This window comes from uncultured Selenomonas sp. (genome assembly GCA_905372355.1).
GTDB lineage: Bacteria > Bacillota > Negativicutes > Selenomonadales > Selenomonadaceae > Selenomonas.
Genome location: CAJPOT010000005.1, coordinates 128,780 through 151,934, shown reverse-complemented (window position 1 = coordinate 151,934; position 23,155 = coordinate 128,780). Strand labels below are relative to the sequence as shown.

The following is a 23,155-nucleotide window of genomic DNA, read 5'->3' as shown; positions in this document are numbered from 1 at the left end:
TCAAACCTTGCCCCCTTTCAGCGCTTCATTGACGAGGACGCTCCGTATATCTTTCCCCTGCTGCAGCATCGCGCACGATATGCGGCCGAAGCCTCGATTGCGCTTCATGCCCGCCTGCGAGAGGTTGCGCAGCGCCAGCGCAAGAATCGTGAGCTTTTTCCGCGTTCCTCTTTTGAGACGTACCGTGCCGCAAAAAACGAGGCCTTCATCGACGACGCGGATGTTCCTGAGCGACGTTTCGGCAGCCGTACCTGTCTCACGATCAATCATCGTCTGATAGCGCAGCGAGGTATAGAGCGAAAGAACATCCTGCGCAGAGACGAGGTCGGGATAGTGCTGCTGCAGGTAAAGCCAGTCTTCTTCCATCTGCCGCGCTGCTTCCTCCGACGCAAGCTGAAGGTTCGGTATCGTCAGCTGTGTATCGCTCTGCACGTTATGCTGGAAAAGCTCCTCCATTTCCTCTTCTGTAAAGAGGTTCAATCCTGCCAATTCGGACATCTCAAGGACTTCCAGCGCACTCTCGTAAATGAGCCCCTTGAGCCGCTTTCCGGGGAAGTAGGGCAATCCCGCCCGGTCATGCACGACCTCAGCATCGACGTTGACATCGGCGCGCCCCGAGCCGAGGTGCAGCGGTGAAAGCGCCGCGACTTCCAGCGTAAATTCGTCGAAGCGAATCTCCTTGGACTCAGGCAAGGGATGCTCCGGGAGTCGCACAGGAGGAAACGAGTTCCTGGGCACACGCTTGAGCTGTTCTTCCAGCGTCGGCATGCCATCGTCCGCCGCATTGCTCTCGCTCGGAGCAGGCCTTTGCGCTGCCTGCTGCTTCTGCTGGTTCATCTCCATCTGCTGTCTGCGACTCTCGGCATGTTTGACCAGCAGCTCTTTCTTCTTGTTTTCGCGCGCCTCCTTTGCGTTCTTCTTTTTAGCCATGCTGCACCTCCCCGGGCACATAGAAGTCGATCATCTCGATGGCGTCGACGTAAGGCGTCCTTCCCTCCTGCCACAAAGATTCGCGGTACGACGACCAAGCCGCGATCTCGGGCAGGCGCATCGCTCCGCCACTTGCAATCAAGCGGTGATACTGCGCCATGAATTGCGCATGTTCATGTCTGCCCGCCGCCAATACGGCACGCAGTTCCTTGATCTTGTTCATCGGCATGCGTCCCTCACCCTGCACGAGCTGACGCACGGCCTCGATGAGATTGCCGACGTACTCGGGCTTCGATGCATCACCGTCGACGCGGTAGGGGCCGAAGTGCATCGCACCGCACTTGCCGCTGTACTGCTGCTCGCGGATTTGCTCCAAGGTCGGCGGCTGCTCGCCGTGCAGGATGGCGAAGTCGAGCCAGCACGAGCTTCCTTCCGTGCGCATGGCACGCATCTTCGACTTCGCCGCACCGCAAAGCTGCTCGGCAATCTCGTAGCCGCGGAAGAACGGATAGGCGGTCGGCAGGATGCTGACGCCGCCGCAAGTATCGATGCCGAGGTCATTGAGCGCTTCCATGATCGTACGCGTGAAGGAGAGCGCGTACTTCGCCGTGCAGACGAAGGTCATATCGTCGCCGCCGAGCACGATGGGGCGGATCGGCAGAAGCATCTTGCCGTCGTCAGCTTCCTCCAGTGAGAGATGCTTATGCATCGCCGCATAATCGCCTAAGATGTCCGCAAGGAGCATGCAGAACGCCAGAACTGTCTTCCAGTACACGGCGCGCGACATGTTCTTGCGCTTTGTCAGTGTGCTGCAGTCACGGAACTTCTCGCCCATGTTGTTGCCGTCGATATGGACAATCGCCATGTAGTCTTCCGTCTCCCTCTGCCCGAGCTTCTCGAACTCGGAAGGAAAAGCATACTTTTGCAGCTCTCGTGCCAATTCCTCGGGATCACTCATAGCGCGGACTCGCGACGGCGGCAACGTCTCACCCGCCAAGGCCTGTGCCCTCAGGATGCTGCGCAGCTTGTCGAGAAGCGCTTCCTCAGCGGGTGCGATGACGCCCCCCTTCTGACGTGCCGCCAAGAGCTTCCTCTTCACTTCCCACGAAAGGAAGCGGCTCTCCTTGCGCACATCGTCCACATCGTAGGCATTCGCCGTTTCCGCGCTCGCCTCGCACGAAAGCGTCAATCCCGTATAGGGGAGCGACACGGCAGGAAAGAACAAGTTCTGCTGCGCCCTGAGCTTGCGGACGAGATGCGTGAGATCGTCGATCGCCTCTTCCTCGCCATCCGCACGCTTCACGCGCGTCACGCGATAGGCGCCGTCCGCTTCGAGCACCATTTCGCCGCGCGCCGCTCCCGTGCGCAGTCCGGGAGTCGTCCACAGCAGCCGCTTCGTGAAGGATCGAATCACCTCGACGAGTTCTTCATCCGTCGTTCCCTCAGAAAACAGCACGAGAGCGTTGCCACCGCCGATATAGCCGATGCGGCACTTCTGCTCCATCTTCGTCCAATCGGGAGACTCCACCTCGCGCCACGTCACATCATCGACTTCACCCTCGCCGAAACGCTCGCGCAAGACATGAAGCAACTCGCGAGAAAAGGCGCTTTCCACCAAGAACGACGCCCCGATATTCGTCTTGAGGCGGTTGCTCGCGAAGATATACTTCTGAATCGAGCGCGTATCAAAAAGAATCGCCTGCAATTTGATTGCCATCCATCCTTCCCCCTTGCCTCTTGTTCTAATTTCCGTCGTATTTATCTAATTCGCTTTTAGAGAAAGAAATCCTCTCAAAAAGCGAGAAGTCTGCACAAATATTCAGGAAGATCTCCCTAAGCCGAGACAATCCACATGAAAAAAAGCCACCTGTACAGCTGGTGGCTTTTCACTTTCGAGCATAGCCCGGATACGGTCCATAATGTACACGAGAACCGTGCCGCTGCACCTGTCCGCACACTGCTGTCACAGCTTCGCATGGAGCATCTTCTTATACGAAAGATGCTCCGCCTGCGGTATGCCAATCATCTCAAGAGCCTGTTCGACAGGAATTTGAGATTGCGTAACAAGTCGCCGTAGAATTGCCACACGCTCGTCCCGCTGTCCTTCCTTGCGTCCTTCTTTGCGTTCTTCCATCATCTTCATGGCAAATGTCATGTAATTCACCCTCTCTCCTTCTTCAAGCTTGACTCTTCGAATTTCCTCTTCGACCTCCTGTACAAAGCTGTTATCTGTGACTACACCGTCAACATACTGCAGAAATGCGCGAATCGTATCATCAATATCGCCGATCTGTCCTTTCGTATTGAGAAAAATCTTCGTCGCACCATCCAGTAGATTGAGGTTCTTATTTTCCAGACAAATATTTTCAAACGTATACATATAGCGCCCTTCACCAAAGGGATCGAAGGGACAGATGAATATGATGATTGTTTTATTCAATTCATCGTAATCCGCTCCCGCCGCGAGAAGATCGGCATCCATCATGGACTGGTAATATCGTGTCCTTTTGAAAAGCGCATCTCCTTCCAGTCGCCGAATCTGCATCTCAATGTTATAGACTGTATTTCTCTCATCCTTGACGTAGACATCCAGGCGTATTCCCTTGCTTCGATAAGGTGCTGTTATAGACTTTTCCGTTTCCAGATACCGAATCTTCTCAATCCTTATGCGAAGTGTTCCTTCAAGCATCTTCTTGCAAATGCGCCTGCGCCTCATAACGAGTTTGAACATGTAATCATCACGAATCGTCAACTCTTCCCACGGCTTGATCTTGTAGTCGCCCATATTCTCACCCCTTTTCTCCATTGTACGAATTTTTTCGCTTCAAGGCAACAAAAATCGCACACAAAAACGCTCCTCAACGGAGCGTCTTTTGTGTGCGGCATGACAGGCTTTCTACACCACAATGTGCACATTTCCCAGACAACATCGCCGATTATTGACGCACATATCTAAAATTTCAATTCCATCAGCACCTCATCCGTATCGAGGTCGAGGATCGCAATCTTTTCATCCGTCATCAAGGCGATGGTCGCCCTGCCGTCCTCGCGCTTTGACAGAGACGGCGAGCCAGGATTGACGAACACGGTCGCACCGCGCTTTTCGAGGACGTTCGTGTGGATGTGACCCGTGATGAAGACGTCGGCGCGCATCGTCTGTGCCGCCTCATCCTTGGCGGCGTCGCTCTCGATGAGATGCCCATGCGTCGCGACGATGCGCTTGCCGCCCGCAAAAGCATAGGCGTAAGGCGCTTGGATCGGCGTCTTGAGCACGAGCTGGTCGACCTCAGAATCGCAGTTGCCGCGGCAGATAAGGACGGGCGGCTCGCTCTCGTTGATCTTATCGGCAAGCCCGGCGGGGTTGTAATCTTCGAGCATCGGGTTGCGCGGGCCGTGGTAGAGCACGTCGCCCGCGTGGATGATGAGGTCGGCGTCGGAAAAGTGCTTATCGTAGGCAAGCTGCCAGCGCTTCTCGCAGCCGTGCGTATCGCTGATGATGCCGATTTTCATGACCTCGCCCCCTCAGCCGATCTTCTTCAGCAGGCTTGCAAGCTCCATCGCTGCCAGGGCGCAGTCCGCGCCCTTGTTGCCCGCCTTCGTGCCCGCACGCTCGATCGCCTGCTCGATGTTCTCCGTCGTCAGAACGCCGAAGAGCGTCGGCACGCCCGTCGAAAGCCCGACCTGCGCGACACCCTTCGACACTTCATTGCAGACATAATCATAATGCGTCGTCGCGCCGCGAATGACCGCACCGAGACAAATCACGGCATCGTATTTGCCGCTCTCGGCCATCTTCTTGGCAACAATCGGAATCTCAAACGCGCCCGGCACCCAGGCGACGTCGATGTCATCCTCCTTCGTCTCATGACGATGCAGCGCATCGAGCGCACCGCCCAAGAGCTTGCTCGTGATGAACTCATTGAAACGCGCCGCCACGATGCCGATATGAAGTCCCTTGCCTGTAATGAAACCTTCGATCGTCTTTGCCATGATTATCTCTCCTTAATTCTGCATCATCGTTACAAAACGATTATGCATAGCCGTATTATAGTACCCTAATTTATGTAGAGCATACCAGTCCTCAACCAGAGCCTCATCCGCAACATGCAATGCAAGCAAAACTTCTCGGGCAAATTCCAACGGTGCAGAACCATTGGCTGTAACCGTATTCTTGTCACAAACCGCCTGTTTGGGCTGAAAATGCGCCGCACCTTTATACTGCGAATCTCCCCACTGAAGCTCAGACAAACTGTTTCCCGTGTGCTTCACAGCATCCAAAGCACCCGCCGCAGCTAAAAATCCTACTGCATCACAAATACCGCCTAACAATCTGCCATTTTGCGAACAATGCGTTACCAGAGGAAACAGTTTCCGTGCGCGTTCTTCACGCCACCGCATTCCTCCAATCAAAAGCAATGCCGCATAATCGTCTGGCACAGTATCTATCGTATAGTCTGGTATCGTCTGAAGTCCACCGATGGAACGCACACTCTGTGTCGAAAGCGAAACCGTCTTGATTTCAAATTTTCCTTGACCAAGCAGGTGAACCCCCGACGAGATATACGCAGCTTCCCAATCAGCATATTCTTCAAGAAGCACCAATAGAATTGTTTCCATTATTTTTCTCCCATGATTCAAACCACGAAGTCATTATCATTTCGCCAGATCTTCGTCGTTCAAAAGGTGTCCCATCTTGACTTTCTTGACGCTCAAGTAGCGCTTGTCGAACTTGTTCGCCTTGACGACGAGCGGCACGCGTTCGACGATTTCGAGATTGTATCCCTCAAGTCCCGCGCGCTTGGCGGGATTGTTCGTCATGAGGCGGATGCTCGTGAGGCCGAGGTCGGAGAGGATCTGTGCGCCGATGCCGTAGTCGCGAAGATCGGGCGCGAAGCCCAGTTCGACGTTCGCTTCGACCGTATCCGCGCCCTTGTCCTGCAGTTCGTAGGCGCGCATCTTATTTGCGAGGCCGATGCCGCGCCCCTCCTGGCGCATGTAGAGCACGACGCCCTCGCCTTCCTTCTCGATGTTCTTCAAGGCAATGGCGAGCTGGTCGCCGCAGTCGCAGCGCAGCGAGCCGAGCGCGTCGCCCGTCAGGCATTCGGAGTGGACGCGCACGAGCACATTCTTCTTGCCCGCCACATCGCCCTTGACGACGGCGATGTGGCACTTGCCGTCGAGCGTGCTCTCATACGCCTTGATGCGGAAGTGACCGTAGCGGCTCGGAAAGTCGACGTCGGCAACCTGCTTGACGAAACTCTCCGTGCGCTTGCGGTACTCGATGAGCGATTTGACCGTGATGATGTTGAGTCCGTGTTTTTTCGCAAATTCTTTCAACTCGGGCGTGCGCATCATGTGCCCGTCGTCCGCCATGATCTCACAGCAAAGCCCCGCGGGATAGAATCCTGCCAAGCGTGCGAGATCCGTTGTCGCCTCCGTGTGGCCCGTGCGCCGCAGCACGCCGCCCTCGACGGAGCGCAGCGGGAACACATGGCCGGGACGACGGAAGGATGATGGCCTTGCCTTCGGATCGAGCAGAAGCTTGATCGTCTGGCAGCGCTCGAAAGCCGAGATGCCCGTATCCGTATTGTAGGCGTCGATGGAAACCGTGAACGCCGTCTCGTGATTGTCCGTGTTGTTCACGACCATCTGTCCGATATTCAGCTCGTCGAGTCGCTTACCGTCGATCGGCGTGCAGATCAGGCCCTTCGCGTACTTTGCCATGAAATTGATATCCTCAGGCGTGACCGTCGCCGCCGCGACGATGAGATCGCCCTCGTTCTCGCGATCCTCGTCATCTACGACGACGACCATCTTGCCGTACTTGATATCCTCGATTGCCTGCTCCACCGTTGCAAAATCTGACATATTGCTGCATCTCCTTATCTCTGGGAAGTACGGATAAATTCCGCACTCCCTTAAAATCCCTGCTGTCGCAGGAAATCCATAGTTATTTTGCCCGCGCTCTTCGGCGCATCGCTTTCTCCCTGTGTGCGCACTCCCGGAAAAAGTTTCTCCACGTACTTGCCGAGGATGTCCGTCTCGATGTTCAAGCGACTGCCGCTGCGCTTTTCGCGTAGGTTCGTGATCTCGCGCGTATGCGGAATGAGGCTGACCGTGAAATCCGCCGCACTCACGCGCGCGACCGTAAGGCTGATGCCGTCGAGCGCGACTGAGCCTTTCTCCACAATGTAGCGCAGGATGTCGGCACCTGCGCGTACCGTCAAGAGGATGGCATTTCCCTCCTCCTGCATGGCGGCGATCGTGCCCACGCCGTCGATATGGCCGCTGACGATGTGACCGCCAAGGCGGCTTCGAAGCGTCAGGGCGCGCTCCAAATTTACGCGGCTGCCGCGCTTCAGCTCTGCAAGCGACGTGCGTCGGACCGTCTCGGGCATGACGTCCGCCGTGAAGTGCGCCGCATCGAAGTGCGTGACCGTCAGGCAGATGCCGTTGACCGCGATGCTGTCGCCGAGCGCGACGTCTTCGAGTACCTTCTTCGCGCGGATGGCGATCTCACCGCCCGCAAGGCGCTCCAGTGCGCCGACCTCTTCAATGATTCCTGTAAACAAAGGCTACCTCGCTCCCTTCGCCACATAGCCTGTGAGGAGGATGTCCGCTGCGACCTGCTCCACCGTCAGTCTTGTCAGAAGTGCGGCATCGGCAAGCTCGGCGAATCCCGCGCCCTCGACGGGCGTCAGAGCTGCCTTGCCTCCCACGATCTTCGGCGCGATGAAAGCATGAATCTTGTCGACAAGACCCGCCGCCAAGAGTGAAAAGTTCAGCGTGCCGCCGCCCTCGACGAAGACGGATGTGATGTCCCGCGCTGCAAGCAAACGCATCAATGCCACGAGATCGACGCGCTCACCCTCGCCCGCACGGACGATCTCGACGCCCGCCGCTTCCAAAGCTGCACAACGCTCCTCGGGCGCGGCGCATGTCACGGCGATGAGCGTCTTCGCCGCACCGTCCTGTACGACCTTCGCCGCGAGCGGCGTGCGCGCGCGGCTGTCGACAATGACGCGCACGGGATTCCTGCCCGTACCGTCCGCCAGACGCGTCGTCAACGATGGATCGTCGGCGAGCACCGTGCCGATGCCAACGACGATGGCGTCCGCCACATCGCGCATCTCATGCACGCGCTGACGTGCCGCCTCGCCCGTGATCCACTGCGATTTCCCCGTTGCCGTCGCGATCTTACCGTCGAGCGTCATCGCCGTCTTGAGCGTGACGAAGGGCAGTTTCTGCGTCACCCATTTGAGATATGCTTCATTGAGCCGCCGTGCCTCCTCGCCGAGCACGCCGACCATCACCTCGACGCCCGCCGCTTCGAGCATCGCCTTGCCTTTGCCTGCGACGAGGGGATTCGGGTCGAGCATGGCTGCGACGACACGCTTGACGCCTGCCTTGACGAGCGCCTCGGCGCACGGTCCCGTGCGTCCGTGGTGCGAGCATGGTTCCAGCGTCACATAGGCAGTCGCACCATGCGCGAGATCGCCTGCCATGGCGAGCGCATGCACCTCAGCGTGCGGCGTGCCCGCCTTGCGATGCCAGCCTGCGCCGACGATGCGCCCCTCGCGCACGATGACAGCACCGACGAGCGGATTGGGCGAGGTGCGGCCACGCGCATTCGCAGCGAGCAGGAGCGCCTCGCGCATAAAGTCCTCGTCCTGCTGCATCTCTCCACCTCCTTCCTGTTCTTTGCACAAAAAAAGACCGCAAAAAGAACACTCTTTTCACAGTCTCCGTAACGCAACTTGCACGTCTTTTCCCATCCAGACTATACTGTCGGCTTCGGAATCACACCGAATCTGCCAAAAGGCTCGCGGGCTATACCGCCGGTGGGGACTTCCACCCCGCCCCAAAGACTGCTCTTCTGCTAGAAAGAATACCATAGGACTAGGATATTTGTCAAGTTCATAGGCTGAGACGCCGGACATCCTATATATGCGCACAAAAAAAGAAGGAGGCTTGCAGCCTCCCCCAAAAAAGATTACATTACCCTGCGAGCCCCGATGTAGCAGGACCCCCAGTACGAGCTGTAAAGCGAATCAATCGCCACGCCACGGCTCGATGATGCGTTGATGAAGTTGCCGTCACCGAGATAGATGCCGACATGCGATGCACCATAAGTGTACGTCGTGAAGAACACGAGATCGCCAGGGATAAGCTCGTCGGTCGAAACGGGAGTACCCACCTCAAACTGCTCATCCGCCATGCGCGGCAGATAGATGCCGGCGTTGGCGAACACATAACGCACATAGCCCGAGCAGTCAAAACCGCTCGGCGTCGTGCCGCCGAATACATACGGCACGCCGAGATACTGCATCGAATCCGAGATGATGCGGCGCGAAATATAGTTCGAGCCGCGGCTCACTTCCGGCATACCCTTGCCGAGAAGCGCCGAGTACGTCGCTGAGCCGACGAGGCCGTCCGCCTCAAGGCCGTGCGCACTCTGGAAAGCCTTGACCGCCTCTGCCGTTGCGGGGCCGAAATCGCCGTCCGCCGCCACGTCATATCCAAGGCTCGCCAACCGTCCCTGAATCTCCGCTACATCGCTTCCCTGGTCTCCGATTCGGAAAGCCGAAGCCCCCGCAACAGAAAACCCACACATCAAAACCATGGTCAGCACGAAAATACGCATTACTCTACTCAAATAGACACTCCCTCTCTGATTTCGCCTACGAGGTTAGCTGCCGGGTTAGGGAAGAGAACACCCTTTTTGACGCGACTGGAAAGCAACCTTATCCCTGCCGTCCTTCTGCCGCCTCATCATTCACCCCAAAAACTATGGTTCCCCCGCTCCTGAGCTGGATTCGGCTTTTCTTCGCTGATGCGTATTAGCTCCTCGTTGTTTTGCTCGCTGGGCGTCCTATAAGCCGGGTTCTGTGCTGCCTTACGGCAGTGGCAATCATTTATCTGGACCGCCCGTTGCCGGACGGCTCAAGCGACGCTACCCGGAAGGTCGGCGGGCCGCCTCATCCCTTCCCTATTCGGTCTTGCTTCGCGTGGGGTTTGCCTAGCCAGCCAGTCACCTGACTGCTGGTGCGCTCTTACCGCACCTTTCCACCCTTGCCAACACGGCTATGCCGTGCGGCGGTCTAAGTCTCTATGGCACTTTCCCTAGGGTTGCCCCCGCTGGACGTTATCCAGCACGCTGCCCTCTGAAGCCCGGACTTTCCTCAGGCGAAACGCCCGCGATTGCCCGGATGCTCAGCAAACTCACAACGTGACCATTATACCAGTTGCCCAAGGATTTGTCAAACGATTCGAGGCACATGCAAACAATTATTATAAGAGAACATTAATTCTATTTTCTCCATTTATCATACATCTAGTTAATAAACTTGAAAAAATCACTAGATTTTGTTTCGGCGACAATTTCCACACCATCGCCAAGTTCCTTCTTCAGCCGTTCAGCAAGACGGGCAACGATCGGCTGCTCCGTCGCGAAATGCCCGGCATCAAGAATATGGATCCCAAGACCTATGGCGCGTTCGGCATCGTGATACTTGACATCGCCCGTCACATAGACGTCGGCGCCCTTGGCCGCCGCCCTGCCGATGAACTCTGCACCGCTGCCGCCGCAGAGGGCGACACGGGAAATCCTGTGAGCGCCTGCACACACAATGCGCATCGACGAAAGCCCCAATTTCGCCTTGACGCGTGCAGCAAAATCATCCAGGGAGAATTCCGCATCGAGCGAGCCGATGCGCCCAAGACCCGGCTCGCCGTCTGCCGCGCCTTCGGCAAGCGGCACAACTCCCTTCAATTCCAGCTTTTCAGCGAGCACATCGTTGACGCCGCCCGCCGCACTGTCGAGGTTCGTGTGCGCGGCAAAGACAGCGATGTCTGCCTTGATCAGACGCGCGATCTTGCGTCCCGTCGCATCGTCCGTGCGCACCGCCTTGAGTCCACGAAAAATAAGAGGATGGTGCGCGACGATCAGATCGCAGCCATCCTCGATTGCACGTTCCACTGTTTCCTCGCGCACATCGAGCGCGACGAGGATCTTCCTCACTTCATCGTGCGGCGAGCCGACGAGGAGGCCGGGGTTGTCCCACTCCTCTGCCAAGCGGCGCGGCGCGATGCGTTCCATCGCCTGCATGACGTCCTGCAACTTTACCATATAAGCTTTTCCTCCAATGCGGCGGCCTTTTCTCCAAGCGCGCGATACGCCGCCCCTTCCCTTGCACGCGCACTCTTTCCCATGCCTTCTCTCGCACGGCGCACACGAGAAAGCAGCTGCTCGATATGTTCTTTCAAGAGCGGCGGCTTCTTTTGCCAAAGGCAAGGGCCGATCTCCAAGAGGATCGGCTCTGGCTTCTCCTTTTTCCCTCGCCTTGCCAGAAGGATCTCATAGAGCCTACCGCCCGCACGCACAAGGCTTTCCTCCGCAACGTGCCAGCCGTTGTCATAGAGCCAGGTGCGAAGCTCCGCCGCATCGCTCTGCGGCTGCAGGACGAGGGTTTCCAGCGTCTGCAGCACGGCAGCACCGTCCGTGAGGATGCGCGCGATCAGCGAGCCTCCCATGCCCGCGACAGCGACGCTGTCGACCTCGCCAGGTGCAAGCGCCGCAAGACCATCACCGAGGCGCACCTCGACCGTCCGCGCCAGCCCTGCCGTCCGCACGGCTCGCCGCGCCGCCTCAAAAGGCCCCTCGTTCACATCGACGGCGATCGCGTGTGCAATCTTTCCCGCAACGACGAGGGCGAGCGGCAGTTTCGCATGATCGGTGCCGATGTCGGCAAGGCGTGCACCCAAAGGCACGAAAGCGGCGACGGCCGCAAGACGCTCATCGAGTTCTGGCACCGTCACCGCCCCTTTTCATCTTTTTCGGCATCCAATCAATCGAGAAAGTCCTTGAGCTTGCGGCTGCGGCTCGGATGCCGCAGCTTCCGGAGAGCCTTCGCCTCGATCTGACGGATGCGCTCGCGCGTCACGCCGAAGTTCTGTCCGACCTCTTCAAGCGTGCGCGCCCTGCCGTCGTCCAGACCGAAACGCAGGCGCAGGACGCGTTCCTCGCGCTCCGTCAACGTGTCGAGGACTTCTTCGAGCTGCTCTTTGAGGAGCATGAAGGATGCGGCCTCCGCCGGCGCAGGCGCGTCCTGATCCTCGATGAAGTCGCCGAGATGGGAGTCCTCTTCCTCGCCGATCGGCGTTTCTAAGGAAACCGGCTCCTGCGCAATCTTCATGATCTCGCGCACGCGCTCCACGCTGATCTCCATAGCCTCGGCGATTTCTTCGGGCGACGGCTCCCGGCCAAGCTGCTGCAGGAGCTGGCGTGAAACGCGAATGAGCTTATTGATCGTCTCGACCATGTGGACGGGGATGCGGATCGTACGCGCCTGATCGGCGATAGCCCGCGTGATCGCCTGCCGAATCCACCACGTCGCATAGGTACTGAACTTGTAGCCCTTGTTGTAGTCGAACTTCTCGACCGCCTTGATGAGGCCGAGATTCCCCTCCTGTATGAGATCGAGAAACAGCATGCCCCTGCCGACATAGCGCTTGGCAATGCTCACGACCAGACGCAGATTCGCCTCCGCCAATTCCTTCTGCGCTTCCTCGTCGCCCGCTTCCATGCGCTTGGCAAGAGCGATTTCCTCATCTGCGGAAAGGAGAGGCACGCGGCCGATCTCCTTCAGATACATGCGCACGGGATCGTCGATGCTGATGCCCTCGGGAATACTGAGATCGATATCCACTTCTTCCTCAGCCTTGTCCTCGTCTACCTCCGCTTGTGCACGGTTCGAATCATCCACAATCTCGATACCCTTGTTGCTGAACGTCTCGTAAAGGTCGTCGATTTCATCCGGCGTGAGTTCCTGCTCCTGCAATGCCGTCATCAGCTCGCCGTAAGTCAGCACGCCGCCGTTGCCCCGCCCTTTTGTGAGAAGGCTCGACACGATGGCAGAGCTCTGCGTCGGCTTCTTCTCCACGTCGAGAACCGTCTTGTTCGCTTTCTCAGCCATGGAATCGCGCCTCCTTTCTGCTGCTCATTTCGTCATGTCGGGCAAGGACGCCCGCTTGGGAAAATGCCTTTGTTTTGCTCATAGCCCTTCCATTTCGTTCTTTATTCGCTGAATCTGCGCTAATTCCTGCAAGAACCGCGCATCATTTTCCTTTTCCCATCGATCGGCGCGCCGCGTATGCTCTTCAAAGAGCTGCGCAAGATACGTCCTGCGCAAGCGCCGCATGGAGTCATCGTAAGCCTCCAGCGCGTCCATCGTCCCCGTGTCCTCGGCAAGCGATCGACTGATCTCCGTCGCGACCGCCTCGGAAAGCTCCGCCTGCGCACGCGCATCCGTCGGCCTCTCGCCCGCAAGATGAAGCGCATAGAGCCACGCGAGCGCCTTCGCCTGTTCCTCTGTCGAAAAAGCCTCGAACGGCACGAGGGAGGCAATATGCTCCGTAACAGCCGGATCGTGCCACGCTGTCCGAAGCACGATCCGCCCTGCACGCTGCAGAATATCGTCCGCCTTTTTGAAGGCGCGCCGCGTCATCTGTCGCACGGCAGCGGGCGGCGCAGAAGATCCTGCCGCCCGGCCAAGCTCGGCGCGTATGAGCCCTTCGTCGAGCGTCAGTTCACGCGCCGTGCGCACGATATAGCCATCAAGTTCCGCAGGGCTTTTCACCTCGGCGAGCACGGGCAGAAGCGCCGCGAGTGTATCGAGCCTGCCCTGCAGGCTCTCCTTGTCCGCCGTCTCCAATACGCGCACCATGCGGTACTCGATGAAGGGAAGCGCCGCTTCGACGAGTTTTCGAAAAGCCGCCTCGCCATGTTTTCGGATGTATTCGTCGGGATCTTTGCCGTCGGGCACGCGCAGCACCTTGACCATCGCCCCCGCCGCGCGCGCGACGGAAAGCGCACGAAGCGTCGCCTCCTGTCCCGCCGCATCGCTGTCATAGCAGAAGCGCAGTTCCGGCGCATAGCGCAGCAGAAGCTTCGCCTGCTCTGCAGTAAAAGCTGTGCCGAGGGAGGCGACGACGTTCTCTATGCCCGCAGCCGCGACGGAAATCGCATCCATATAGCCCTCGACGACGACGGCGAATCCCGCGCGCGCAATGGCACGATGCGCGCGATCGAGACCAAAGAGCAGCCGTCGTTTGTTGAAAATCAGCGTCTCGGGCGAGTTCAGATATTTCGGCTCGCCGTCTCCCAAGATGCGTCCGCCGAACGCCACGACGCGCCCTCGCGCGTCGCGGATCGGGATGATCACGCGATTGCGAAAGCGGTCGTAATGACCCGCGCCCTTCTGCCGCTTCGCCGTCAAGCCGCTCTCTTCAAGGAGCGCAGCAGGCACGCCGCGCCTCTCGAAGGCGACGGCGAGCTTGTCCCACGCGGGCGGTGCATAGCCGATGCCGAAAGCCTCGATGGCGCTCTCGCCGATGCCGCGTCCCGTGAGGTAGGCCTTCGCCGCCTCGCCGTAATGCGTCTTGGTCAGACAGTTGTGAAAAAAGGCCTGCGCCATCTCATGCACGCGGCGAAGTTCCTCCGCCTTCTTGTCACGCGCGATTTCCGCTGCACTTCTCTCTCTCTCGGGCAAAGGAATATTGAGCTTTTCCGCCTGCAGTTTGATTGCCTCGAAATAGGGGATGTTCTCGATAAGCGAGAGGAACTTGAATACGTTTCCTCCGACGTGACAGCCGAAACAATAAAAAAATCCCTGCTCGGGAACTACCGAAAAAGACGGCGTGTTCTCGTGGTGAAACGGGCAGCAGCCCCAATAACGATTTCCTTTTTTCTTTAACGCGACATAGGAGGAAACGACGGCAACGATGTCGGAATCTGCGCGTACGCGCTCGACAAAGGCGTCCATCGCCTCATTCCTCATGCTTCTTCACCCTTCGCTGCTCCCTCTCCTTGATTTTCTGCGATTTTTCTACCGTCTTGAAACAAACGAGCCACGCGGAACATCCACTCAAATTCCACTAAATTTTATATTCCCTATAAATTGAAAATATCCTCTTTTTTTCCGTTACGCCAAAAAATTTTGCCGAAATCTGCTGCAGCGGTACAAGCACAAAAAACCACAAAAGTTCCGTCCTGAAAATCACGCATCGCCCGGCACGGAAAAGCCGACGGGCGGCATGAAGATGCGTGCGAACGTATGCACGGCATAGTTGTCACTGAGTCCCGCCACATAGTCGACGACGGTCTGCTGCCTGCCCCAGCGCGTTTCATAGCGGCGAAACTCCTCGGGCAGTTCCTCGAAATTCTCCATGTAGTGCGCGTAAAGCTCGCGCAGCACGAATACCGCCTGCTTCCTCTCACGCGCCAGCCGCTCCGAATGGTAGATATGCTCGAACATGAAGGCACGAAAAGCATCCATGACCTCCTGCATGGCAGGAGAGAGCGCAATGTCCTCCCGCTTCTCTGAATGCACAATGAGGTCGGAGACCATGCCCGTGATCATCTCCGACGTCGTATGCCCGAGCTTCGCGTAAACGAGCGTCGGCAGATCACCCGCCTCAAGCATACCCGCGCGCAGACTGTCGTCGTAATCGTGGCAAAGGTAGGCGATGCGGTCGGCAATGCGCACAATGCGCCCTTCAAGTGTCTTCGGCAAATGCTTTCCCGTGTGGTTGACGATGCCGTCCTTGACCTCGAAGGTCAGATTGAGACCCGCGCCATCGCGCTCCAAATACTCGACGACGCGCAGACTCTGCTCGTTGTGCGCGAAGTGTCCGATGATCTCCGCCATCGCCGCCTCGCCCGCATGACCAAAAGGCGTATGACCGACATCGTGACCGAGTGCGATCGCCTCCGTCAGATCTTCGTTGAGGCAAAGCCCTCGCGCGATCGTGCGGGCGATCTGCGACACCTCCAAGCTGTGCGTCATGCGCGTACGGTAGTGATCACCCGAGACGATGTAAACCTGCGTCTTGCGCTTCAGACGCCGGAACGCTTTCGAGTGCAGGATGCGGTCGCGGTCGCGCTGAAAGTCCGTGCGGAAAGGGCACGGTACGATCGGTGCTCGCCGCCGGCTCTCCCTGCTCTTCGCCGCAAGGGGGGAAAGTATTTCATACTCCAACGCCTCACGTTTTTCCCGTATCGTCATTTGTCCGCCTCCTCTTCCTGCTTCTCCTCCATTATATGATGAAATAATACGGCAAGAACACTGCTTTATCCTGCTGAAACTTAGCCTTTAAGGAAAATTCGCTGGAAAAACCCGCCTTCATGCTGTATGATAGAAAAAGGACCTGCATGGAAAATACTTTTCCCGCCCATGAAAGGAAGCGTCTTTATGAAAAAAAACCTTGTTTCGGTTCTCATGATGTTCGTTCTGCTCACCCTGAGCGCAACGGCTCTTGCCGCACCGAACTTCTCCTTTGATTCCTACCGTCTCGACTTCTCCTCGGGACGCTGCGTCTTCGACGGCAACATCCGCATCGTTGCCAACGGCTGCACCTTCCAGGCCGACCATGCCGAGGTCGACCTTGCGACGGCGCTCAAGTACCTGAAAAACGGCGCTTTCGATGCCCAGAGCGGCGTCAACTCCCCCGATTTCGAGGTCTGGTGCGAGGGCAATGTCAGCGTCTCACAGGACGGCTTGAAACTCACGGGCGACAAGGCTCATGTCATCGGCAAGACGCACGAGGCTGTCGTCGAAGGCAACGTCTTCCTTGAGCGCCCCAAGGTCACGATTCAGTCGGACAGCGGCCTCTTCAACTGGGACACTCAGGTCGCACAGTTCGACGACAACGTGAGGATTCGCCAAGGCAAGCGCGAGATCAAGGCGGAGCACGCCTTCTACGACGTCGCCAAGGACGAGCTGCTCTAAGCTGCAGTACACGACCTTCTTCACACCGCACCGTCGAAACGAACACGAGATTTCACAAACTGAAGCCCACCCATTCCTCTTACTCACGGGGACTGGGCGGGCTTTTTTGGCGTCTGCCCAACGACTCGTTGAACATTGACTCGGCAATATCGTTACGTTTTTCCCTCTGCCTGTGTGGATTCGGGGAAGAACTGCACCTGTACACGGCGCTGCGCCTTAGTGGAAATCCATTCGGTCAAACGAGCACGCAACGCTTCGTCCATATTGGCCTTCAAGTATATAAAAGCAATCGGCATTTCACTCAGAGAATCCGATGGATCTGCAGTCGCAGCAGGGCCGCGCACACTCCCAACGGCGATGCGGGAGATTTCCGGGAACACGATACGTGCCTCACGATTCCAGTCCAATATATAAGTGCCCTGCTTTTCACTTTCCTCTCGAGCAGATTTGAGTGCGGTCACTGTCTGTTGTTCCTGTACGGAAGGAATGGCTCTTTTTTCAACCTCGCTGAGTCTCTGATCGATCATCGCCTCCATCTTTTCCCGCTCTTCCACCGTTTCTGCAGAAAAAACCTCCAGACGGAAAGGTTTGAGATATGCCTTTTCATGCAGTTTCTCCGTCAATACCGTCAAATCATCCTCCGATATTCCGGCAATCGTAAATACCGTCAATATTTTCTTCTCACTATCCAAGGTATAGGAGATCGCCAGATGAGGCGGCACTTTGAAATTCTCCTCGATATAAATCTTCGCCTGCTCGCTCTCCAGATTTTCCTGCACGCTCTGATACGCAAAGAAACAACTGGGCAATGTGACAAGTATGGCAAATGTCAGCAGGTAGCGTTTCTGTCTTGAAAATTCCACGGAGTCCCGCTTGATCTTGGATGGAATGTCAATGATTTTCAGGACACTGAATGCGGTCAAACAGATAAAGAAACTATTGATGAAGAAAAGATATAACGCACCTACGGTATATGCAGTCACACCCGTAGCAATGCCGTATCCTGCGGTACAGAGAGGAGGCATGAGAGCCGTCGCAATCGCAACGCCGGGGATGACATTTCCACCTTCTTTACGTGTTATACCGATGATGCCTGCCAGTCCACCGAAAACAGCGATCAAAACATCCCAGATGGTCGGTGATGTCCGTGCAAGCAGTTCCGACGAAGGTGTAGCTATGGGCGTAAGGGAAAAATAAAGTGCCGATGTGGCAACCGAAATGAGCACTTGGGCCAACAGACTGCCTGCACTAGAGCGGATATATGTGCTGTCATACCGGGCAAGGCCATAGCCGATACCCAAGATCGACCCCATCAGCGGAGAGATCAGCATCGCGCCGATGACGACCGCCGTGCTGTCCATGTTGAGTCCGATGGAGGCGATAAAGATGGCCAATATCAGCACACAGAGATTCGTCCCCCGAAATCGCACGCCGGCGTTGATCCGATCTGTAATTTCCCGTATCGACGCGATGTCGCCATGCAAATCAAAAAAATCTTTCAGCTTATTCCAAACCAAACAAACCATCTCCTTCGTCTGGGCATCGGGATACTTTCATTATATAGAAGCATACCATGTTTCATGAATATTTTCGAGCCCTTCACCATCATATCGAACCTCCCAGCTCAAAAACCGTCAGCCCGGTAAGAAGTCGTACAATCTAACTTTTCCAGCAGAAAAGCATGTGTATAGAAAGAAGTATACTATAAGAGCATAGACAGGACCCGCATGCAAAAGGAGCTGCCGTAAAGCAGCTCCTTTTGCATGCGAGTCCTGTGGGTAATTCCCAAAGGCCTCTTAATGTTCCTTCATCCAAGCGTTCAAGCAAATTCCAGATACTTCTCGCCCGTACCGTACTTCTCAATGACGTAGTCGAGATCCTTGTCGCCCCTGCCGCTGAGATTGACGAGGATCGAGCCCGTATCCATCTCCTTGGCGCGGCGCATGGCGTAGGCGACCGCATGAGAGCTTTCGAGCGCGGGGATGATTCCCTCGTAGCGCGAAAGTTTGAAGAAGGCGCCGATCGCCTCCTCGTCCGTCGCCGTATCGTACTTGACGCGCCCAATCTCGCGCAAAAAGGCGTGCTCGGGGCCGACGGATGGGTAGTCGAGTCCGCTTGCTACCGAATACACAGGAGCCGGCTCGCCCGCCGCGTCCTTGAGCATGATACTGTCAAAGCCGTGCATGACGCCCTCTTCGCCATACGACATGGACGCCGCATGATCGCCGAGCTTCTTGCCAAGCCCCAGAGGCTCGACGCCGACGATCTCCACAGGATCGTCGAGGAACGGCACGAACATGCCGATAGCGTTGCTGCCGCCGCCCACACATGCCGTCACGACATCGGGCAGGAACCCCATCATCTCCTTGAACTGTTCGCGCGCCTCGATGCCGACGACCGTCTGGAAATCGCGCACCATCATGGGGAACGGATGTGGCCCGACAGCAGAGCCGATGCAATAGATCGTCTCCTTGTAGTTCGCCAGATAATCCTCAAAAGCCGCATCGACAGCTTCCTTGAGCGTCTTCGCACCGCGCGAAACGGGCACAACCTTCGCGCCGAGCACCTTCATGCGCGCCACATTCGGCGCCTGCTTCTTGATGTCGACCTCGCCCATGTAGATCGTGCAGTCAAGCCCGAAGAAGGCCGCCGCCGTCGCGAGCGCCACACCGTGCTGTCCCGCGCCCGTCTCGGCAATGATGCGCTTCTTGCCCATGAACTTCGCCAGAAGCCCCTCTCCCATACAGTGATTGAGCTTGTGCGCACCCGAGTGGTTCAAATCCTCACGCTTCAAATAGATCTGGCAATTGCCGATCTTGCGCGAAAGGCGCTCGCAGTGGTAGACGGGCGTCGGCCGCCCTTGAAACTCGCGGCGTATGCGCCGCAGCTCATTGATGAACTGCGAAGAATGGCAAATCGTCAGATACGCCTCGTTGATTTCCGCAAAAGCAGGCACGAGTTCTTCTGGCAGGTAGGCGCCGCCGAACTTGCCGAAACGCCCCTCCTTGTTCGGATATTCCTTGAGATAACGCTTGAAATCCATACATCTTCCTCACTTTACCTGATTCAATTTCTCGGCGAGCGCCGCTGCGGAGTCGTCGCCTCTAAGGCAGGTCATGACCGGCTGTGCGCCGAGCATGACGACGTTTCCGTCCGCATAGGCACTCTCCTTGTTATGCCCGTTGTGGTATGCCGCCGCCAAGTTTCCCTGCACGAAGTAAGCGCGCTCGGCGCTCGACATATTGTCGGTCTCAGCGGGAACGACGAATCGTTTGCCCTTGACATAAACGACGCCGTCCTTGACCTCGACATGACCGCCGCTGTACTCCTTGACGCTCTGCATGTACTTGTCACGGCGCTCCTTGTTCGTCGGATGATCGGACGGATCGAACATCTCGCTGACGAAATTCTGCCGATTGTCGCCCATCTGCTCCATGAAGCGCTGCCAGACGGCGGCTGCAGCACCGGGATTGTACCCCGCGTCCGTGATGTACTTGAGTGCAAGTCCGTCTGCTTCCCATTCGTGCGCACGGCCGATCGACACCTGGTTGATCTGCGTGACAACCGTATTGAGCACGACGTTTCTAACCGCCGACGCATTCGTCATATCGGCAAGAACCTGCGCACCGATCGCCACGTCGATCTTCTTGCGCCAACCATCCGCCACATGGTTCTTCATTCCATGCCCCATCTCATGCCCCAAGACGACGGCAATTTCGTCCTCATTCTGCAGATAATAGAAAAGTCCGCGGTTGATCGACATCACATGACCGAGCGAACAAAAGGCATTGAAGGTGTCGTCCTGATTAATGAACCAAAGAAACGGCTTGTCGCGGACAGAAGGATCGCTCTTAGCGATACCAGCCGAAACGCGTTCAATCGCACGGCTGCAAAGTCCCTCCCACGGAGAATATTCTTCTACGCCAAGCTCTTCTTGGTACGAGGCGAAAAGCGCCTGCCGCCCCTCCTCCGTCTGGTCGAGTTCCTTGATTTGATTCTCCGCCTCAGCCTTTGCCTGGAAGCCGCCTATGACCGTACCGATGAGATCGCCCCAACCCGCATCCGCCACAGGAGCAGGCTGCAGGGCGAAGCTTCCTCCGAAGGCGAGCACGCCCGCTGTAAGTCCGGCTGCCACACGTTTTTTCCAAGTATTCATTTTCATCATCTCCCTTGCTTTCATCAAGAAGCGGCTACGCATAAACCCATAAACAATAGTTTACTCTTTAACACCTTTTCGACGATATTCAATGAAAATCCTTTTTCGGTAAAAAAACAAGACCTGCGACCATCTTTTTGCAAAGATTGCACCGCAAGTCTCTATCTTCACAAACATACCTTTCGTCTCTGCGAGGTCTCTGATTCTCTAGCGCTTGTTGTGCACCGTCGGCGCCAGGAAACGGATCGATGAACCGCACAGGAGACGGCGAAGATCGGCCGCGCTCTCAGCAGGAATCACGGCGCTGCTGCCGCAATCCCTACACTCTAGAAATACGGACGCACCATCGACATGTGCGATGAAATCATGACTGCCGCACGGGCAGACGACATCGCCCGCAGCGACAAACTCATGCACACGGTTGACCGCCTCAAGAAGAAGCTGCTGCTTGCCGATGAAATTTGCGCCGTCAGCAGGATGAAGCCTGTCAAACTCTGCCTGATTGAACGCCAAAAGTTCCTCGATGCGACGGCGCTTTCCGATGTAGCCCAGTTCGAAGCGATCTCGACTGCAATAGATCTTCTCAAGATCCATGCGCCGGAGCTGCGCGAGACTGCAGGCAATCACATGCTCCTTATTGCAGGCGACGCACGGCACATGGACCTCAAAGCAGCCCTTGTCCCCACGCACCAGCAGCGCCTGCTCGTGCCCGCAGCCTGCACAGCGAAGAGAGAAGCGCTTTACGCCGAGAAAATACGGCACATCGTGCACATGAATCTTGCCGCAGCGCTGACAATAAAACGCCATAGAACAAACAACACCACCGACGAGCATAGCAGTTCCTCACCCTCCTCGCGAATTTCTCTCAAAAAATGTCAAATCTTCTCTGTTCGCTGAAACACTTCGTCGCGGAAAGGAAAAATCCTTCCTAAAAGGCGAGCATCCTCTTCATTAAAATTAACGCATGCTTTTCTCTATCTTTTTCAACAATCATCTAAGGAAGCACACAAAAAAGCACCGCCCGATCGGACGGTGCTGCTTCTGCCTTATGGTGACGCGTACGGGATTCGAACCCGTGAAGCCGCCGTGAAAGGGCGGTGTCTTAACCACTTGACCAACGCGCCGAGAATGGCTCCTCGAGCAGGGATCGAACCTGCGACAACCTGATTAACAGTCAGGCGCTCTACCTACTGAGCTATCGAGGAATCATGCGGTGCTCATGCACCAGCAAGGGATATTATACACGATTATGAAAGGGGGCGCAAGCATTATTTTTACAACTTCCCACTTTTTCCGGCAGTGCGCACAGACCCTCGTCATTTCATATGCTCTTCCTCATACCTTGCGATGGTTTCGCGCCGCTCAGCATACTTGCCTCCAAGCGGCTCATAGGAGAGCCACGTCTTTGCTATCTCCCAGGCCATGTGGTTCGCTATGACGCGCTGCCCCATGCAGAGGATGTTAGCGTCATTGTGCGTACGCGTCATGCGAGCCGTAAACAGGTCGTGCACGACGACGGCACGCGCTCCCTTGACCTTGTTCGCCATGATGCACATCGCCGCACCCGTGCCGCAGACGAGGATGCCAAGCTTCCCTTCGCCCTTCGCCACCTCTTCCGCCACCTTTTGCGCGTAGGGCTGCGTGTTGCAGGACGCTTCATCATACGTGCCCGCATCCTCGACGCTGCAGCCCGCTTCCGTCAACTGCTGCAGCAAGAACTGCTTCATGGGATAGCCCGCATGATCTGCGCCTATGACGATTGTTTTCTTCATCGAAGTACCTCCCTTGATCCGGCTGTTGAGCCCCTTTTATTCATTCGCAGTTATTTCCAATTTCCCTGCCACAAAATTAAATATTGCATTTTCCCCCCATCCATGCTAATATACTACAGTGTAATTTCCTTCAAGGGAGGTGAAACATTTGCCGAACATCAAAGCATCCATCCGCAGCGTCAAGAAGGATGAGAAGCGCCGCGCCAAGAACGCTGCGGAGAAGTCCCGCGTTCGTACGGCTTCCCGCCACGTACTCGACGCCGTTGAGGCAGGAAACGCTGATGAAGCGAAGTCCTTCCTGAAGGCTGCCTGCAAGACGATCGATCAGGCTGCAGCGAACCATGTGTTCCACAAGAACTGCGCTGCCCGCAAGAAGTCGCGCCTTGCCCGCAAGGTCAACGCCATGGCGTAGACTCACCAGCGACACGATAGAATCCCATCTCCATAAGCAACGCGAAAACGCATTGCTTATGGAGATGGGATTTTTCTATGCCCGAAACATTGCGTAA

At 56.6% G+C, this 23,155-nt stretch carries 22 protein-coding genes, 2 tRNA genes, 1 other RNA gene and 2 riboswitches; of the genes, 2 read left to right on the top strand and 23 right to left on the bottom strand.

What is annotated here, in order from left to right; all coding sequences use genetic code 11:
• The 16 genes from QZ177_RS04870 to QZ177_RS04795 form a co-directional block, all read right to left on the bottom strand.
• Nucleotides 1-930, bottom strand: coding sequence for an RAMP superfamily CRISPR-associated protein (locus tag QZ177_RS04870; RefSeq protein WP_294175702.1), 930 nt, complete (start codon nt 928-930; stop codon nt 1-3).
• Entirely contained in the window at nt 923-2,647 is a 1,725-nt protein-coding gene (locus QZ177_RS04865) for a hypothetical protein (RefSeq protein ID WP_294175701.1), read from the bottom strand. Before QZ177_RS04865 ends, QZ177_RS04870 begins: the two co-directional genes overlap by 8 nt.
• 246 nt (nt 2,648-2,893) lie before the next feature.
• Nucleotides 2,894-3,715, bottom strand: coding sequence for an Rpn family recombination-promoting nuclease/putative transposase (locus QZ177_RS04860; RefSeq protein WP_009645151.1), 822 nt, complete (start codon nt 3,713-3,715; stop codon nt 2,894-2,896).
• Nucleotides 3,716-3,882: 167 nt separating this feature from the next.
• The gene (gene yfcE, locus QZ177_RS04855) at nt 3,883-4,440 is read right to left on the bottom strand and encodes a phosphodiesterase (RefSeq protein ID WP_294175700.1); all 558 of its coding nucleotides are present in this window, start codon (nt 4,438-4,440) and stop codon (nt 3,883-3,885) included.
• A gap of 12 nt (nt 4,441-4,452) precedes the next feature.
• A complete protein-coding gene (gene ribE, locus QZ177_RS04850) occupies nt 4,453-4,920 on the bottom strand; it encodes a 6,7-dimethyl-8-ribityllumazine synthase (RefSeq protein WP_009645130.1) in 468 nt (155 codons plus the stop codon).
• 12 nt (nt 4,921-4,932) lie between these two features.
• A complete protein-coding gene (locus QZ177_RS04845; protein ID WP_009645096.1) occupies nt 4,933-5,547 on the bottom strand; it encodes a type 1 glutamine amidotransferase family protein in 615 nt (204 codons plus the stop codon).
• A 36-nt stretch (nt 5,548-5,583) separates the two neighbouring features.
• Nucleotides 5,584-6,798 (bottom strand): bifunctional 3,4-dihydroxy-2-butanone-4-phosphate synthase/GTP cyclohydrolase II, encoded by a 1,215-nt coding sequence (locus QZ177_RS04840; protein WP_294175699.1) that lies wholly within the window; start codon nt 6,796-6,798, stop codon nt 5,584-5,586.
• A 50-nt stretch (nt 6,799-6,848) separates the two neighbouring features.
• Nucleotides 6,849-7,502 (bottom strand): riboflavin synthase, encoded by a 654-nt coding sequence (locus tag QZ177_RS04835; protein WP_294175698.1) that lies wholly within the window; start codon nt 7,500-7,502, stop codon nt 6,849-6,851.
• A gap of 3 nt (nt 7,503-7,505) precedes the next feature.
• Nucleotides 7,506-8,609: a bifunctional diaminohydroxyphosphoribosylaminopyrimidine deaminase/5-amino-6-(5-phosphoribosylamino)uracil reductase RibD gene (ribD, locus tag QZ177_RS04830; RefSeq protein WP_294175697.1), complete on the bottom strand. Its 1,104-nt coding sequence runs from the start codon at nt 8,607-8,609 to the stop codon at nt 7,506-7,508.
• A gap of 80 nt (nt 8,610-8,689) precedes the next feature.
• Nucleotides 8,690-8,803: riboswitch (FMN riboswitch) on the bottom strand.
• Between the two features lie 120 nt (nt 8,804-8,923).
• A complete protein-coding gene (locus QZ177_RS04825) occupies nt 8,924-9,586 on the bottom strand; it encodes an NlpC/P60 family protein (protein ID WP_037369408.1) in 663 nt (220 codons plus the stop codon).
• 6 nt (nt 9,587-9,592) lie between these two features.
• Nucleotides 9,593-9,762, bottom strand: a riboswitch (cyclic di-AMP (ydaO/yuaA leader).
• Between the two features lie 27 nt (nt 9,763-9,789).
• Nucleotides 9,790-10,147, bottom strand: an RNA gene (gene rnpB / locus QZ177_RS04820) — RNase P RNA component class A.
• 117 nt (nt 10,148-10,264) lie between these two features.
• On the bottom strand, nt 10,265-11,059 hold the full coding sequence (locus tag QZ177_RS04815) for a Nif3-like dinuclear metal center hexameric protein (RefSeq protein WP_294175696.1): 795 nt from the start codon (nt 11,057-11,059) through the stop codon (nt 10,265-10,267).
• Nucleotides 11,053-11,748: a class I SAM-dependent methyltransferase gene (locus QZ177_RS04810; protein WP_294175695.1), complete on the bottom strand. Its 696-nt coding sequence runs from the start codon at nt 11,746-11,748 to the stop codon at nt 11,053-11,055. The genes QZ177_RS04815 and QZ177_RS04810 overlap by 7 nt, the downstream gene beginning before the upstream one ends.
• A 29-nt stretch (nt 11,749-11,777) precedes the next feature.
• Nucleotides 11,778-12,905, bottom strand: a complete 1,128-nt coding sequence (gene rpoD, locus QZ177_RS04805; RefSeq protein ID WP_009645128.1) for an RNA polymerase sigma factor RpoD — start codon at nt 12,903-12,905, stop codon at nt 11,778-11,780.
• 78 nt (nt 12,906-12,983) lie between these two features.
• Nucleotides 12,984-14,768, bottom strand: coding sequence for a DNA primase (gene dnaG / locus QZ177_RS04800; RefSeq protein ID WP_294175694.1), 1,785 nt, complete (start codon nt 14,766-14,768; stop codon nt 12,984-12,986).
• Nucleotides 14,769-14,987: 219 nt separating this feature from the next.
• Complete coding sequence (locus QZ177_RS04795) at nt 14,988-15,995, bottom strand: deoxyguanosinetriphosphate triphosphohydrolase (protein ID WP_294175693.1); 1,008 nt, start codon at nt 15,993-15,995, stop codon at nt 14,988-14,990.
• A 186-nt stretch (nt 15,996-16,181) separates the two neighbouring features.
• Between QZ177_RS04795 and QZ177_RS04790 the strand changes: the two genes are divergently transcribed.
• Nucleotides 16,182-16,718: an OstA-like protein gene (locus QZ177_RS04790; protein WP_009645158.1), complete on the top strand. Its 537-nt coding sequence runs from the start codon at nt 16,182-16,184 to the stop codon at nt 16,716-16,718.
• Nucleotides 16,719-16,870: 152 nt separating this feature from the next.
• On the opposite strand, the gene QZ177_RS04785 is transcribed toward QZ177_RS04790, so the two are convergent.
• From QZ177_RS04785 to QZ177_RS04755, 7 genes are all read right to left on the bottom strand, one after another.
• Nucleotides 16,871-18,244 (bottom strand): DUF389 domain-containing protein, encoded by a 1,374-nt coding sequence (locus QZ177_RS04785; RefSeq protein ID WP_037369406.1) that lies wholly within the window; start codon nt 18,242-18,244, stop codon nt 16,871-16,873.
• 293 nt (nt 18,245-18,537) lie between these two features.
• Entirely contained in the window at nt 18,538-19,761 is a 1,224-nt protein-coding gene (trpB, locus tag QZ177_RS04780) for a tryptophan synthase subunit beta (RefSeq protein ID WP_009645073.1), read from the bottom strand.
• Between the two features lie 9 nt (nt 19,762-19,770).
• Nucleotides 19,771-20,874 carry a M48 family metallopeptidase gene (locus tag QZ177_RS04775; protein WP_294175692.1) on the bottom strand — a complete coding sequence of 368 codons (1,104 nt, stop codon included), beginning with the start codon at nt 20,872-20,874 and terminating at the stop codon, nt 19,771-19,773.
• Between the two features lie 207 nt (nt 20,875-21,081).
• Entirely contained in the window at nt 21,082-21,681 is a 600-nt protein-coding gene (locus tag QZ177_RS04770) for a hypothetical protein (protein WP_294175691.1), read from the bottom strand.
• A 242-nt stretch (nt 21,682-21,923) separates the two neighbouring features.
• A tRNA-Glu gene (locus tag QZ177_RS04765) sits at nt 21,924-21,998 on the bottom strand.
• A 5-nt stretch (nt 21,999-22,003) separates the two neighbouring features.
• Nucleotides 22,004-22,079 (bottom strand) — tRNA-Asn (locus QZ177_RS04760).
• Nucleotides 22,080-22,190: 111 nt separating this feature from the next.
• Nucleotides 22,191-22,646, bottom strand: a complete 456-nt coding sequence (locus tag QZ177_RS04755) for an RpiB/LacA/LacB family sugar-phosphate isomerase (protein WP_009645127.1) — start codon at nt 22,644-22,646, stop codon at nt 22,191-22,193.
• Nucleotides 22,647-22,794: 148 nt separating this feature from the next.
• Here QZ177_RS04755 and rpsT point away from each other — a divergent pair, with 148 nt between their 5' ends.
• A complete protein-coding gene (gene rpsT, locus QZ177_RS04750) occupies nt 22,795-23,058 on the top strand; it encodes a 30S ribosomal protein S20 (protein ID WP_009645094.1) in 264 nt (87 codons plus the stop codon).
• Nucleotides 23,059-23,155: the final 97 nt, after the last annotated feature.

What these genes read in the sequence shown, in the direction of transcription:
- QZ177_RS04775 (WP_294175692.1), bottom strand. Translation starts at nt 20,874, where the DNA reads ATGAATACTTGGAAAAAACGTGTGGCAGCCGGACTTACAGCGGGCGTG.
- QZ177_RS04860 (WP_009645151.1), bottom strand. Translation starts at nt 3,715, where the DNA reads ATGGGCGACTACAAGATCAAGCCGTGGGAAGAGTTGACGATTCGTGAT.
- QZ177_RS04865 (WP_294175701.1), bottom strand. Translation starts at nt 2,647, where the DNA reads ATGGCAATCAAATTGCAGGCGATTCTTTTTGATACGCGCTCGATTCAG.
- yfcE (WP_294175700.1), bottom strand. Translation starts at nt 4,440, where the DNA reads ATGAAAATCGGCATCATCAGCGATACGCACGGCTGCGAGAAGCGCTGG.
- trpB (WP_009645073.1), bottom strand. Translation starts at nt 19,761, where the DNA reads ATGGATTTCAAGCGTTATCTCAAGGAATATCCGAACAAGGAGGGGCGT.
- QZ177_RS04815 (WP_294175696.1), bottom strand. Translation starts at nt 11,059, where the DNA reads ATGGTAAAGTTGCAGGACGTCATGCAGGCGATGGAACGCATCGCGCCG.
- dnaG (WP_294175694.1), bottom strand. Translation starts at nt 14,768, where the DNA reads ATGAGGAATGAGGCGATGGACGCCTTTGTCGAGCGCGTACGCGCAGAT.
- QZ177_RS04795 (WP_294175693.1), bottom strand. Translation starts at nt 15,995, where the DNA reads ATGACGATACGGGAAAAACGTGAGGCGTTGGAGTATGAAATACTTTCC.
- QZ177_RS04770 (WP_294175691.1), bottom strand. Translation starts at nt 21,681, where the DNA reads ATGGCGTTTTATTGTCAGCGCTGCGGCAAGATTCATGTGCACGATGTG.
- QZ177_RS04870 (WP_294175702.1), bottom strand. Translation starts at nt 930, where the DNA reads ATGGCTAAAAAGAAGAACGCAAAGGAGGCGCGCGAAAACAAGAAGAAA.
- QZ177_RS04790 (WP_009645158.1), top strand. Translation starts at nt 16,182, where the DNA reads ATGAAAAAAAACCTTGTTTCGGTTCTCATGATGTTCGTTCTGCTCACC.
- QZ177_RS04845 (WP_009645096.1), bottom strand. Translation starts at nt 5,547, where the DNA reads ATGGAAACAATTCTATTGGTGCTTCTTGAAGAATATGCTGATTGGGAA.
- QZ177_RS04840 (WP_294175699.1), bottom strand. Translation starts at nt 6,798, where the DNA reads ATGTCAGATTTTGCAACGGTGGAGCAGGCAATCGAGGATATCAAGTAC.
- QZ177_RS04785 (WP_037369406.1), bottom strand. Translation starts at nt 18,244, where the DNA reads ATGGTTTGTTTGGTTTGGAATAAGCTGAAAGATTTTTTTGATTTGCAT.
- ribD (WP_294175697.1), bottom strand. Translation starts at nt 8,609, where the DNA reads ATGCAGCAGGACGAGGACTTTATGCGCGAGGCGCTCCTGCTCGCTGCG.
- ribE (WP_009645130.1), bottom strand. Translation starts at nt 4,920, where the DNA reads ATGGCAAAGACGATCGAAGGTTTCATTACAGGCAAGGGACTTCATATC.
- rpoD (WP_009645128.1), bottom strand. Translation starts at nt 12,905, where the DNA reads ATGGCTGAGAAAGCGAACAAGACGGTTCTCGACGTGGAGAAGAAGCCG.
- QZ177_RS04755 (WP_009645127.1), bottom strand. Translation starts at nt 22,646, where the DNA reads ATGAAGAAAACAATCGTCATAGGCGCAGATCATGCGGGCTATCCCATG.